This is a genomic window from Mesorhizobium sp. WSM1497, from assembly GCF_001672455.2.
Classification (GTDB): domain Bacteria; phylum Pseudomonadota; class Alphaproteobacteria; order Rhizobiales; family Rhizobiaceae; genus Mesorhizobium; species Mesorhizobium ciceri.
Window position 1 is genome coordinate 132,319 of sequence record NZ_CP021070.1, and the last position, 13,477, is coordinate 145,795.

Sequence of the window (13,477 nt, forward strand, 5' to 3'; positions counted from 1 at the left end):
TGGTGGATTTGTTGGGCGCGCTTGTCAAGGACGGTGGCCGTTCTCGACCTACCCGGCCGCGATGCAACACGCTGACCGGAAAACCGACGGCGGCCTGATTTGATCAAGCCGCCATCCGTCGATCCAGAATCAATGATTGTCCCTGGGGACACCGCTGGTGTGCGCGACATCCTGGTATTTCACCGCCGGCTTCAGCACCATTCCCTCCGAAAACTGCGCGACCATACCGCGCTGGATCTCCTGCCAGGGCGTCTGGTGCTCGGGATAGTGGAAGCCGCCATTGTTCTGCAGTTCGGCGCGGCGCCGGGTGATCTCGTCGTCGGTGACGAGGATGTCGGCCGTGCCCTTGCGCAAGTCGATGCGGACCCGGTCGCCCGTCTTGAGCAGCGCCAGTCCGCCGCCGATCGCCGCTTCCGGCGAGGCGTTGAGGATCGACGGCGAACCCGACGTGCCCGACTGGCGGCCGTCCCCGATGCAGGCGAGCGCGTGGATGCCCTTCTTGATGAGATAGGCCGGCGGCTGCATGTTGACGACCTCGGCACCGCCGGGATAGCCGACCGGGCCGGCGCCGCGCATGAACAGGATGGTGTGTTCGTCGATGCCTTGCGCCGGGTCGTCGATGCGGGCGTGGTAATCCTCCGGCCCGTCGAAAACCATAGCGTTGCCTTCGAAAGCCTCGGGATCCCTAGGATTGGACAGATAGCGCTCGCGAAACTCGGGCGAGATGCCGCTGGTCTTCATGATCGCCGAATCGAACAGATTGCCCCTGAGGTTGATGAAGCCGGCATTGGCCTTCAGCGGCTTGGCGACAGAGCGGATGACGTCGGGGTTTTCGTTGGCGACGCCCTCGCTATTCTCGCCGATCGACTTGCCGTTGACGGTGCGTGCGCCGGGATGCGGCAACAGGTCGCCCTTCATCAGTTCGGCAATGACCGCCGGCACGCCGCCGGCATGATGGTAGTCCTCGCCAAGATATTCGCCCGTCGGCTGCAAATTGACCAGCAGCGGCACATTGAGGCCGACCGTCTGCCAGTCGTCATTGTCGAGCTTGACACCAAGGTGGCGGGCGATGGCGTTGAGATGGATCGGCGCGTTGGTCGAGCCGCCAATGGCCGAATTGACGACGATGGCGTTCTCGAAAGCCTCTCTCGTCATGATGTCGGACGGCTTCAGATCCTCATGCACCATCTCGACGATGCGTTTTCCGGTCTCATAGGAAATCTGGCCACGCTCGCGGTAGGGCGCGGGAATGGCGGCCGAGCCCGGCAACTGCATGCCAAGCGCCTCGGCCAGCGAGTTCATCGTGGTGGCGGTGCCCATGGTGTTGCAATAGCCGGTGGACGGCGCCGACGAGGCGACGATGTCCATGAACTCGTCATAATCGATCTCGCCGGCCGACAGGCGCTGGCGTGATTCCCAGACGATGGTACCGGAGCCGGTGCGCTTGCCCTTGTGCCAGCCATTGAGCATCGGCCCGACCGACAGCGCGATCGCCGGAATGTTGACGGTGGCCGCTGCCATCAGCAGCGCCGGCGTCGTCTTGTCGCAACCGATGGTCAGCACGACGCCATCGAGCGGGTAGCCGTAAAGCACCTCGACCAGGCTGAGGTAGGCAAGGTTGCGGTCGAGCGCTGCGGTCGGGCGCTTGCCGGTCTCCTGGATCGGATGGCAGGGGAACTCGAACGGAATACCGCCCATCGAGACGATGCCTTCGCGCACACGCTTGGCCAGTTCGATATGATGACGGTTGCAGGGCGACAGATCCGAGCCGGTCTGGGCGATGCCGATCAGCGGCTTGCCGGACATCAGTTCGGCGCGCGTCAGGCCGTAATTGAGATAGCGCTCGAGATAGAGAGCCGTCATGCCCGGATTGTCGGGATTGTCGAACCACTCCTGCGAGCGAAATTTTTTCTTATGGGTGGGGGCGCCTGCCATCATGGTCTCCGTATTTGTAAGACAAATCGATATGGCAACGCGCGGGAGCAGGCAAGAGGGCGTGCGGTCGCAACCGGACTTTGGTGCGATAGACACGCACCAAGCCGTGCGTTACGGGTTCGGACAGTCTTGTCCGGGAGGTTTTCATGGCTTTGGTGATCGAAGGCGAGGAGCGCATTGCCGCACCGCTGCAAAAAGTGTGGGAAGCGCTGAACGATCCCGAGGTCTTGAAGGCGACCATTCCCGGTTGCCAGAGCCTGGAGATGAAGTCGCCGACCGAGATGGCGGCAACCGTGGTGGTGAAGATCGGACCGATCAAGGCGACGTTCAACGGCGAAGTGACGCTGAAGAACCTGAAGCCGCCGCACTCCTACACCATCCAGGGCGAAGGCAAGGGCGGCATTGCAGGCTTCGCCAAGGGTGGCGCCGACGTGACGCTGACGGCAGATGGACCCGACGCCACGATATTGAACTACGCGGCCAAGGCCGATGTCGGCGGCAAGATCGCCCAACTCGGCAGCCGGCTGATCGAATCGACCTCGAAGAAACTGGCCGGACAGTTTTTTTCCAGCTTCGGCGAGAAGGTCGGCGCGGCCTAGGCTGCAGAGCGGCGGCTACCGAACAAGCTACTCGAAAACAATACTCGGCACCGCCGCTGCCGCAGCACCACGCTCTTCGTTAACCCGGTCCCAGACCTTCGAGGCGATGTCGCGGTAGATTTTCGCCTCGGCGCCGTCGGGCTTGGAGACGACAACCGGCGTGCCGGCATCCGAGCTTTCGCGAATGCCCATCTCGAGCGGCACCTCGCCGAGGAAGGTGACGCCAAGGCGCTCGGCCTCGCGCCGCGCCCCGCCATGACCGAAGATGTCGTAGCGCTTGCCGGTGTCCGGGGCGATGAAATAGCTCATGTTCTCGACGATGCCGAGCAGCGGCACGTCGACCTTCTTGAACATGTTGAGGCCTTTTCGCGCGTCGATCAGGGCCAGGTCCTGCGGCGTCGAGACGATGACGGCGCCAGCCAGCGGCACCTGCTGGGCCATGGTCAGCTGCGCGTCGCCGGTGCCGGGCGGCATGTCGACGACGAGCACGTCGAGCCGACCCCATTCGACTTCACGCAGCATCTGCGTCAGTGCCGACATCACCATCGGGCCACGCCAGATCATCGGCGTTTCCTCGTCGACCAGGAAACCCATCGACATCACCTTCAGGCCGTAATTCTCCATCGGTTTCAGGATCTTGCCGTCGACGGTCTGCGGCCGGCCGTGGATGTTGAGCAGCCTTGGCATGGACGGGCCGTAGATGTCGGCATCGAGCACGCCGACGCGCAGGCCGTTGGCGGCGAGGCCGAGCGCGATGTTGACGGCGGTGGTCGACTTGCCGACGCCGCCTTTGCCGGAAGCAACGGCAATGATCGCTTCGATACCGGGCACGCCACGCTTGCCCGAGCTGTGCGAGGCCGGCGCGTGCGGAGCCACACGCGGCGCGGCGGCAGCGGGCGCAGCCGGCGGAACGGGCCTGGGTGCGGGGCGCGATGGAACCGGCGCCTCCATGCCGCCGCCCTTCTTCTCCGCCGTCAGCGCGACGACGGCGCCGGCGACACCGGGGATCGCCTTGACGACACGCTCGGCAGCGGCGCGCAGCGGCTCCATTTCCTGGGCGCGGGCGGCGGGAACGGTAATCGAGAAGAAGACCTTCCCGTCGGCGATGAAAATTTCCGAAACCATGCCGAGGTCGACGATGTTGCCGGTGAAATCCGGCCCGTTGACCGTCTTCAGACGCTCGGTGACGATTTCCTTGGTGACGGACATGGCAGTTTTTCCTTACGCAGCTTGCGCCTGAGATGCAGCTTGCACCTGAGATAATGCAGTTTCCGGACAGAACCAAGCCGTGGAGCAATGGCTGTCTTGGCGTGCCTGAAAAACCGGCGGGTCCTGCCGGATTTCATCCGCGCCAAACGTCCTCCAGATAAGCGAGCGCCGATGCGGCCAGCAATCAATCCAGCCGACAGTCGCCAAACGATCGCAGCGACCTATTTCAACGACCAGCACGGGACCGACAAGCCGAGAAGGAGGCGATTATGCTCGCAAACAGCAACGCAACGGCAAATCTGGCGGTAAGCGATCTGGCAAAGGCCAAGGCTTTCTACGAAGGAACGCTTGGCCTGAAACAGGTGCAGGATGAGGGGGGCGAACTGATCGTGTACAAAAGCGGCGATACCACCCTCAACGTCTATCATTCCCAATTTGCCGGAACCAACAAGGCGACAGCGGTGACCTGGATGGTTGGCGACGAGATCGGCAACATCGTCAAGGAGCTGAAGTCGATGGGCGTCGCCTTCGAGCACTATCAGATGCCGGGCTTGACGCTGGAGGGCGATCTCCACGTCGGTTACGGAATGAAAGTTGCCTGGTTCAAGGATCCAGACGGCAACATCCTGAACCTTGTGGACAGGTAGATTTCTTCACCTCACCTCGCCAGGCCAACTGCGAGGTAGGTGAGCGCCGAAATCAAAGCGGTGGCCGGCAAGGTAACGATCCAGGCGATGACGATGTTGCCGGCAATGCCCCAGCGCACGGCCGAGACGCGGCGGGCGGCGCCGACGCCGATGATGGCGCCGGTGATGGTGTGGGTGGTCGATACGGGAACGCCGAGCCAGGTCGCCGCAAACAGCGTGATCGCCCCACCGGTTTCGGCGCAAAAACCCTGCATCGGGTTCAGCCGGGTGATCTTCGAGCCCATGGTGTGGACGATGCGCCAGCCGCCGAACAGGGTGCCGAGCGCCAGTGCCGACTGGCAAGTGAGGACCACCCACAGCGGCACGTAGAAAGTCGCGCCGAGCATGCCTTGCGAATAGAGCAGCACGGCGATGATGCCCATGGTCTTCTGGGCGTCATTGCCGCCGTGCCCGAGGGAATAGAGCGAGGCGGAAAAGAACTGCATGACGCGGAAGGTGCTGTCGACCGCAAACGGCGTCTGGCGCACGAAGAGCCACGAGACGACGAGAACCAGGACGAGCGCCAGGATAAAGCCCGTCGCTGGCGACAAGACGATTGCCGCGACCGTCTTGCCAAGCCCGGTCCAGACGATGGCGCCCACGCCTGCCTTCGCAACACCGGCGCCGACCAGGCCGCCGATCAGCGCATGCGAGCTGCTCGAAGGGATGCCGGCGATCCAGGTGACGATGTTCCAGACGATGGCGCCGACCAGGGCTGCAAAGATCACCGCCGGGGTGACGATGCTGACATCGACGATGCCTTTGCCTACGGTCTCGGCAACGTGGAGGCCGAAGAACATGAAGGCGATGAAATTGAAGAATGCCGCCCACAGCACCGCATATTGCGGCCGCAGCACGCGGGTGGAAACGATGGTGGCGATGGAATTGGCGGCGTCGTGCAGGCCGTTGAGAAAGTCGAAGAACAGTGCGACGGCGACGAGGCCGGCCAGCACGGGAAAGGCAATGGTTGCTTCCATCACCTAGACATTCTCAATGACGATGCCGCTGATCTCGTTGGCGACGTCCTCGAAGCGGTCGACCACCTTTTCCAGTTGGCCATAAATCTCGCTTCCGATCATATAGGCCATCGGATCGCTGCTGCCGTGCTTCCTGAAGAGATCCTTCAGCCCTTGCTCGTGCAGGTCGTCGGCCCGGCTTTCGACGCGCATCACCTCTTCGGCGATGGCGTTGAGGCGCACAGTGTGCGTTGCGACCTTGTTGAGCAGCGGGATCGCCTCGGCCACCAGCTTGGCGGCGGCGACGATGACACCACCCATTTCCTGCATCAGCGGATCGAACTCCTTGCGCTCGAACAGCTTCACCGTCTTGACCGTCTTGTGCATCATATCGATGGCGTCATCCATCGACTGGATCAAGTCCTTGATGTCGCCGCGATCGAAAGGCGTGATGAAGGAGCGCCGTACCGCCAGCAGGACTTCCGCGGTGATGTGGTCGGCCTCATCTTCAAGATCGATGATTTTCTGGCACCAGAGATCGATATCCCTGCCATGGAGAAGCTGCTCCAGCGCCTCGGCGCCGCCGACCACGGTGCGGGAATGTCGTTCGAACAGGTCGAAGAAGCGATCTTCGCGCGGCAAAAGCTTGCGGAACCAGCCCAGCATGGTCGATCTCCCAGTTTCATCCACATAGCGCCGCATTCAGCCGCGGGAAACAGGTAGCCGGCTTAAAGGTGTGGATGCAGGGCAATTGTGCGTGGCGCTTGCGGTAGAGCACAATTTCCCCGACCTTGCAGCGAACGACCGGAAAGATCACATGATCGACAAGCTGGAATTCTTCATCGCGCTCGCCAGGGAGGAGCATTTCGGCCGGGCGGCGGAGGTGTGCGGCGTCACGCAGCCGACGCTGTCGGCCGGCATCAAGCAGTTGGAAGGCCAGCTTGGCGTCATGCTGGTTCTGCGCGGCTCACGCTTCCAGGGGCTGACGCCGGAGGGAAAACAGGTGCTGGTGTGGGCACGCCGCATCGTCGGCGACACCAGGACCATGCGCGAGGAAATGCGCGCGGCGCGCCACGGACTTTCGGGCCGTATCCGCATCGCCGCCATCCCGACGGCGCTCGCCATGCTGCCGCGGCTGACGACGCCATTTCGCGAAAAGCATCCCGGCGTCACCTTTTCGGTGCTGTCGCGGACTTCGATCGAGGTGCTGTCGCTGCTCGGCAATTTCGACATCGATGCCGGCATCACCTATCTCGACAACGAGCCGCTGGGGCGGGTGACCAGCGTGCCGCTCTATGACGAGCGCTACCAACTGATCACCGCGATGGGAAATCCCTATTCCGACCGCGACAAAGTGACATGGGCGGAGCTCTCGAGCCTGCCGCTGTGCCTGTTGACGCCGGACATGCAGAACCGCCGCATCATCGACCAGCATCTGGCCGAAGCCGGCGTGCAGGTGCGACCGACGCTGGAATCCAATTCGATGATCGTGCTGTTTTCGCACATCCGCACCGGCAAATGGTCGTCGATCATGCCGCTCAACCTTGCGGAAACATTCGGCTTTTCCGAACCGATCCGGGCCATTCCAATCATCGAACCGGACGCCAGCCACACGGTCGGCCTGGTGGCGACACCCCGCGAACCGCACACACCTTTGGTCTCGGCGCTGCTGGACGAGGCAATGGCGCTGGCGGACGATTTCCATGCCAACCGTTCCGCTAGACAGGGTTAGTCAAACGGAACGATAGAAAATTTCTATCGTACAACGAAACCGCTTTATTGATTTCAGAGGTTTTCTCTGGTTTCTTAAGCACTTAGCGATAAAGCGGCACGCGCATGTCGTTGTTCCAAAACAGCTTGATGCTTTTGGCCGATATGCGTGGGTCGCTACGATAGGGAGGGCGCTGCATGACAATGCAGCCTGCAAGTACCGAGATTACGTCGCGCACGGCCGCGATCATCCAGGAGATGAAGGGGCTCGAAGGCCCTTTGCTGCCGATCCTCCACGGCATCCAGGAAGAGTTCGGCCATGTGCCCAAGGATGCGCTGCCGCTCATCGCCGAGGCGCTGAACATTTCCAGGGCCGAGGTGCACGGCGTCGTCAGCTTCTATCACGATTACCGAAGCCATCCGGCAGGCCGGCATGTGTTGAAGCTCTGCCAGGCGGAATCTTGCCAGTCCATGGGTTCGGATGCCATCGCCGCCAAGCTGCAGCAACTGCTGGGCATCGGCTTTCATGAAACGACCCGCGACGGTTCGGTGACGCTGGAGCCGGTCTACTGTCTTGGCCTGTGCGCCTGTTCGCCCGCCGCCATGCTCGATGGCGAGGTGATCGGACGGCTCGATGACGAGAAGCTCGACGAGATCGTTGCAGAGGTGCGCTCATGATCCCGCGTATCTACATTCCCGGCGATTCCGGTGCGCTGGCGCTTGGCGCCGAAAAGGTCGCCAAGGCGATCGCCGGCGAACTCGCCGAGCGCGGCATCGAAGCCAAGATCGTGCGCAATGGTTCGCGCGGCGCCTATTTCCTCGAACCGATGGTCGAAGTCGCTACAGCCAACGGCCGCATCGCCTACGGGCCGGTCAAACCGTCCGACGTCAAAAGCCTGTTCGACAGCGGCTTCCTTACCGGCGGCCATCATAAACGCTGGCTGGGCGCGCCGGACAAGATCCCGTTCCTGGCCAAGCAGACACGGCTGACCTTCGCGCGCTGCGGCGTCACGGATCCGCTGTCGCTCGAATCCTACAAAAAACATGGCGGGTTGAATGGACTGATGAACGCGCTGGCGCTGACGCCTGCCGCCATCGTCGCAGAGGTGACCGAATCCGGCCTGCGCGGGCGCGGCGGCGCCGGCTTCCCGACCGGCATTAAGTGGAAAACGGTGCTCGATACATCAGGCGACCGCAAATACATCGTCTGCAACGCCGATGAAGGCGACTCCGGCACTTTCGCCGACCGCATGATCATGGAGGGCGATCCCTTCGTGCTGATCGAAGGCATGACGATCGCCGGTATAGCCACGGGCGCGACCAAGGGCTTCGTCTATGTCCGCTCGGAATATCCGCATGCGGTGGCGGCGATGAACAAGGCCGTCGAGATCGCCCGCAAGGCCGGCGTTCTTGGCGCTAGCGTGCTGGGTTCCCCTCACGCGTTCGACATGGAGATCCGGGTCGGCGCCGGCGCCTATGTCTGCGGCGAGGAGACGGCGCTGCTCGATTCGCTCGAGGGCAAGCGCGGCATGGTACGCGCAAAGCCGCCTCTGCCGGCGCATAAGGGGCTGTTCGGCAAGCCGACGGTGATCAACAACGTCATCAGCCTAGCCTCTGTGCCCGTCATCATGGACAAGGGTGCTGCCTTCTACAAGGATTTCGGCATGGGCCGCTCGCGCGGCACGATCCCGGTCCAGATCGCCGGCAATGTCAAATTTGCAGGGCTGTTCGAAGCCGCTTTCGGCATGACGCTTGGCGAGATCGTCGACGAGATCGGCGGCGGCACGGCCACCGGCCGGCCGGTCAAGGCAGTGCAGGTCGGCGGACCGCTCGGCGCCTATTTCCCGCGCGCGCTGTTCGACACGCCATTCGACTATGAAGCCTTCGCGGCCAAGGACGGGCTGATCGGCCATGCCGGTATCGTGGTGTTCGACGACACCGCCGACATGCTGAAACAGGCGCGCTTCGCCATGGAGTTCTGCGCCATCGAAAGCTGCGGCAAGTGCACGCCCTGCCGCATCGGCTCGACGCGCGGTGTCGAGACCATCGACAAACTCGCCGCGGGCATCGAGCCGGAGAAGAACCTCGCTCTGGTCACCGACCTCTGCAACACGATGAAATTCGGCTCGCTCTGCGCGCTGGGCGGCTTCACGCCCTACCCTGTCATGAGCTCGATCACCCATTTCCCCGACGACTTCAAGCCCGCGCCCGTGCGCGTGGCTGCCGAATAGGAGCTGGCAGATGAACATCAAGGCCGACTTCCCCTCCCTCGTCGAAGAGATCGACTACGGAACCCCGCAATCGAAGGCGCAGAAGCAGGTCACGCTGAACGTCGACGGGCGCAGCATCACCGTGCCGGAAGGCACCTCGATCATGCGTGCCGCGATGGAGGGCGGGGTCGAAATCCCGAAGCTCTGCGCCACCGACATGCTGGACTCCTTCGGTTCGTGCCGTGTCTGCCTTGTGGAGATCGAAGGACGCGGCGGCACGCCGGCATCCTGCACGACGCCTGTCGGCGAAGGCATGATCGTGCGCACGCAGACCGAGCGGCTCGATGCCATTCGCCGTGGCGTCATGGAGCTCTACGTCTCCGACCATCCGACCGGCTGGAACGAACAGGCCGGAACCGGCGCCAGCGAGTTCGACGCGGTGGCGAAGTCGATCGGCCTGACCGAGAACCGCTACGGCATCGAGGGCCGCAACCACGTCAAGCCGGAAGGTGGCGTGGCGCCCGGCCATGGCTCGCTGGCAGTCGATTACATCGCCCGCGACGAATCCAACCCCTATTTCACCTATGATGCCTCGCAATGCATCGTCTGCTCGCGCTGCGTGCGGGCGTGCGAAGAAGTGCAGGGCACGTTTGCGCTGACCATCGAGGGACGCGGCTTCGAATCCCGGGTTTCGGCGGGAATGCACGAGGCGTTCATCGATTCGGAATGCGTGTCCTGCGGCGCCTGCGTCCAGGCCTGCCCGACCGATGCGCTGCGTGAGAAGACGGTGCTTGCCAAGGGCCTGCCGGAGCGCTCGGCCGTCACCACCTGCGCCTATTGCGGCGTCGGCTGCTCGTTCAAGGCCGAGGTGAAGGGTGACGAAGTCGTTCGCATGATGCCCTACAAGGAGGGCAAGGCGAACCACGGCCATTCCTGCGTGAAGGGCCGTTTCGCCTATGGCTACGCCACCCACAAGGACCGCATCCTGTCGCCGATGATCCGCGAAAAGGTCACCGATCCGTGGCGCGAAGTAAGCTGGGAAGAGGCGATCGCCCATACCGCCAAGGAATTCCGCCGCATCCAATACCAGTACGGACGCACCGCGATCGGCGGCATCACCTCGTCGCGCTGCACCAATGAGGAAACCTACCTCGTCCAGAAGATGGTGCGGCAGGGTTTCCGCAACAACAATGTCGACACCTGCGCACGCGTCTGCCATTCGCCGACGGGCTACGGGCTCGGCCAGACATATGGCACGTCTGCCGGCACGCAGGATTTCGATTCCGTCGACTTCACCGATGTCGCCGTCATCATCGGCGCCAATCCGGCTTCCGCTCACCCGGTGTTCGCCTCGCGGCTCAAGAAGCGGCTGCGCCAGGGCGCCAAGCTGATCGTGCTCGATCCGCGCCGCACCGAGATGGTCAAGTCGGCCCATATCGAAGCGGATTACCACCTGCCGCTGAAGCCCGGCACCAATGTGGCCGTGCTGACGGCGCTGGCGCATGTGATCGTCACCGAGGGCTTGTTCGACGAAGCCTTCATCCGCGAACGTTGCGACTGGACGGAGTTCCAGGATTGGGCATCGTTCGTCGCCTTGCCGGAAAACAGCCCCGAAACCGTCGGCAAATTGTCCGGCGTCGATCCCGAGCTGATCCGCGGGGCGGCCCGCCTCTACGCCACCGGCGGCAACGGCGCGATCTATTACGGCCTGGGCGTGACGGAACACAGCCAGGGTTCGACCACTGTGATGGCAATCGCCAATCTCGCCATGGCCACCGGCAACATCGGCCGGCCCGGCGTCGGCGTGAACCCGCTGCGCGGCCAGAACAACGTGCAGGGCTCCTGCGACATGGGTTCCTTCCCGCACGAGCTGCCCGGTTATCGCCACATCTCCGGCGAAGCCGTGCGCGATATCTACGAGACCTTGTGGGGCGTGAAGCTGGACGACGAACCCGGCCTGCGCATCCCCAATATGCTGGACGCCGCCGTCGACGGCAGCTTCAAGGGCATCTACATCCAGGGCGAAGACATTCTGCAGTCCGATCCCGACACCAAGCATGTCGCAGCCGGCCTTGCCGCGATGGAATGCGTCGTCGTGCACGACCTCTTCCTCAACGAGACGGCGAACTACGCCCATGTCTTCCTGCCGGGCTCGACCTTCCTGGAGAAGGACGGCACCTTCACCAACGCCGAGCGCCGCATCAACATGGTGCGCAAGGTTCTTGAGCCGAAGGCGCGCTACGCCGATTGGGAGGCGACGCAGGAGCTTGCCCGCGCGATCGGGCTGGACTGGAACTATCAGCATCCCTCCGAAATCATGGACGAGATCGCGATGACCACGCCGAGCTTCGCCGGCGTCTCCTTCGAGCTGCTCGACCGTGTCGGGTCCGTGCAATGGCCCTGCAACGAGAAGGCGCCGCTCGGCACCCCGATCATGCATATCGACGGGTTCGTGCGCGGCAAGGGCAAGTTCATCCGTACCGAATATGTGGCGACGGACGAAAGGACGGGGCCGCGCTTCCCGCTGCTGCTCACCACCGGCCGCATCCTGTCGCAGTACAATGTCGGCGCGCAGACCAGGCGCACCGACAACAGCATGTGGCACTCGGAGGACCGGCTGGAGATTCATCCGCACGACGCCGAGAACCGCGGCTTGCGCGACGGCGACTGGGTCCGGCTGACCAGCCGCTCGGGCGAGACGACGCTGCGCGCGCTGATCACCGACCGGGTGTCGCCCGGCGTGGTCTACACGACGTTCCACCATCCGGACACGCAGGCCAACGTGATCACCACCGACTTCTCCGACTGGGCGACCAACTGCCCGGAATACAAGGTGACGGCGGTGCAGGTCGGCGCCTCCAATGGGCCGTCGGAATGGCAGCGCGACTATGACGAGCAAGCCAAGCAGAGCCGGCGCATCGCGTCTTTGCAGGCGGCGGAGTAGCCTTGAGCGCGCGGCGCAAAGCCACGACGCAGGTATCGCGGCTGGCGCACCGCGCCAGCGGCACTGCTACGGCGAACCGCATGGTGCCGGAAGAGACGCCGGTGGCGTTCTCCTTTGCCGGCACCACGCATGCGGTGATGATGGCAAGCCCGGCCGATTTCGAGGATTTCGCGCTTGGCTTCTCGCTGACCGAGGGCATTGTAGCTGCGCCGGAGGAGATCGAAGCCATCGAGGTCGAGGACCATGGCGCCGGCGTCGACATCCAGATCCGGCTGAAGGACCGAGCCAACACGCGCTTCGAAGCGCGGCGGCGAAGGCTCGCGGGTCCGGTCGGCTGCGGGCTCTGCGGCATCGAATCGATCGAGGAAGCGATGCGTTCGGTCGACGCGGTTGGTGTGTCAAAGCTTACGCTTGATGCCAACGATATCGTTTGTTCGGTCAAGCTTTTGTCGAAAGTGCAGCCGCTGCACACCGAGACCGGAGCCGTGCACGCCGCCGGCTTCTATGTGCCTGGTAAGGGCATCGTCATGGCACGCGAAGATGTCGGCCGTCACAACGCGCTCGACAAGCTGGCCGGTGCGCTGGCCAAAGCCGGCATCGATGGTGCATCCGGTGCTGTCGTGGTGACATCCAGGGTTTCGGTCGAAATGGTGCAGAAGACGGCTTCTATCGGTTCGGCCTTCATCATCGCCGTCTCGGCGCCGACCGCCCTTGCCATCCGCACGGCGCAAGAGTCCGGCATGACGCTGGTGGCGCTGGTTCGCGGCGACGATTTTGATATTTTCACCCACCCCGACCGGGTGGTTTGCGGAGTTGCCAAGCATGTCGCATGACGAAGAACACATTATGAGCACCGCCGAGAAGCTGGTGCGCATGGCAAACCAGATCGCCGACTTCTTCCATTCCAAGCCGCGCGAGGAAGGCATTGCCGGCGTCGCCGAGCACATCAACAAGTTCTGGGAGCCGAGGATGCGGCGGCAGTTCTTCGAAATGCTGGACGACGGCACCGGGAACTTCAACGAGTTGGTGGTGGCCGCCTCCGCCAGGATCAAGCGACCGATCACGCCGGCTGCGGCCGACCTCAAACTCGGGCTCAAGCCCTCCCCTGCCGACGTCGCCGCCTCGCAGGAATAGCCGCCAAGCCGCGCCAGCTTACATTCACAATCGCTAAAGTTTAAGCTGCCGCAATCTGCGCTGTTCTGCTATGGTTTGACGACCAGAAATCGTC

12 protein-coding genes are annotated in these 13,477 nt (G+C 63.2%); 8 read left to right on the plus strand and 4 right to left on the minus strand.

The window, feature by feature from the left end:
• Positions 1-129: 129 nt before the first annotated feature.
• Positions 130-1,935 carry an IlvD/Edd family dehydratase gene (locus tag A9K65_RS00625; RefSeq protein WP_013528004.1) on the minus strand — a complete coding sequence of 602 codons (1,806 nt, stop codon included), beginning with the start codon at positions 1,933-1,935 and terminating at the stop codon, positions 130-132.
• A 146-nt stretch (positions 1,936-2,081) separates the two neighbouring features.
• On the opposite strand from A9K65_RS00625, the gene A9K65_RS00630 reads away from it, so the two are divergent.
• Positions 2,082-2,534, plus strand: a complete 453-nt coding sequence (locus A9K65_RS00630; protein WP_013528005.1) for a carbon monoxide dehydrogenase subunit G — start codon at positions 2,082-2,084, stop codon at positions 2,532-2,534.
• Between the two features lie 27 nt (positions 2,535-2,561).
• Here the strand turns inward: A9K65_RS00630 and A9K65_RS00635 are convergent, their stop codons facing one another.
• A complete protein-coding gene (locus tag A9K65_RS00635; RefSeq protein WP_027161823.1) occupies positions 2,562-3,743 on the minus strand; it encodes an Mrp/NBP35 family ATP-binding protein in 1,182 nt (393 codons plus the stop codon).
• A gap of 269 nt (positions 3,744-4,012) precedes the next feature.
• On the opposite strand from A9K65_RS00635, the gene A9K65_RS00640 reads away from it, so the two are divergent.
• Entirely contained in the window at positions 4,013-4,390 is a 378-nt protein-coding gene (locus A9K65_RS00640) for a VOC family protein (RefSeq protein ID WP_027161824.1), read from the plus strand.
• Between the two features lie 11 nt (positions 4,391-4,401).
• On the opposite strand, the gene A9K65_RS00645 is transcribed toward A9K65_RS00640, so the two are convergent.
• Positions 4,402-5,406 (minus strand): inorganic phosphate transporter, encoded by a 1,005-nt coding sequence (locus tag A9K65_RS00645; RefSeq protein ID WP_013528008.1) that lies wholly within the window; start codon positions 5,404-5,406, stop codon positions 4,402-4,404.
• Positions 5,407-5,409: 3 nt separating this feature from the next.
• On the minus strand, positions 5,410-6,051 hold the full coding sequence (locus A9K65_RS00650) for a DUF47 domain-containing protein (RefSeq protein WP_064995762.1): 642 nt from the start codon (positions 6,049-6,051) through the stop codon (positions 5,410-5,412).
• Positions 6,052-6,202: 151 nt separating this feature from the next.
• Between A9K65_RS00650 and A9K65_RS00655 the strand changes: the two genes are divergently transcribed.
• From A9K65_RS00655 to A9K65_RS00680, 6 genes are all read left to right on the plus strand, one after another.
• On the plus strand, positions 6,203-7,117 hold the full coding sequence (locus A9K65_RS00655) for a LysR family transcriptional regulator (RefSeq protein WP_013528010.1): 915 nt from the start codon (positions 6,203-6,205) through the stop codon (positions 7,115-7,117).
• 176 nt (positions 7,118-7,293) lie between these two features.
• On the plus strand, positions 7,294-7,773 hold the full coding sequence (locus tag A9K65_RS00660; RefSeq protein ID WP_064995763.1) for a formate dehydrogenase subunit gamma: 480 nt from the start codon (positions 7,294-7,296) through the stop codon (positions 7,771-7,773).
• Positions 7,770-9,326 carry an NADH-quinone oxidoreductase subunit NuoF gene (locus A9K65_RS00665; protein WP_064995764.1) on the plus strand — a complete coding sequence of 519 codons (1,557 nt, stop codon included), beginning with the start codon at positions 7,770-7,772 and terminating at the stop codon, positions 9,324-9,326. Before A9K65_RS00660 ends, A9K65_RS00665 begins: the two co-directional genes overlap by 4 nt.
• 10 nt (positions 9,327-9,336) lie before the next feature.
• Positions 9,337-12,249, plus strand: a complete 2,913-nt coding sequence (gene fdhF / locus A9K65_RS00670; RefSeq protein ID WP_064995765.1) for a formate dehydrogenase subunit alpha — start codon at positions 9,337-9,339, stop codon at positions 12,247-12,249.
• 2 nt (positions 12,250-12,251) lie between these two features.
• Complete coding sequence (fdhD, locus tag A9K65_RS00675) at positions 12,252-13,082, plus strand: formate dehydrogenase accessory sulfurtransferase FdhD (protein WP_064995766.1); 831 nt, start codon at positions 12,252-12,254, stop codon at positions 13,080-13,082.
• Complete coding sequence (locus A9K65_RS00680) at positions 13,072-13,383, plus strand: formate dehydrogenase subunit delta (RefSeq protein ID WP_013528015.1); 312 nt, start codon at positions 13,072-13,074, stop codon at positions 13,381-13,383. The genes fdhD and A9K65_RS00680 overlap by 11 nt, the downstream gene beginning before the upstream one ends.
• Positions 13,384-13,477 lie beyond the last annotated feature (94 nt).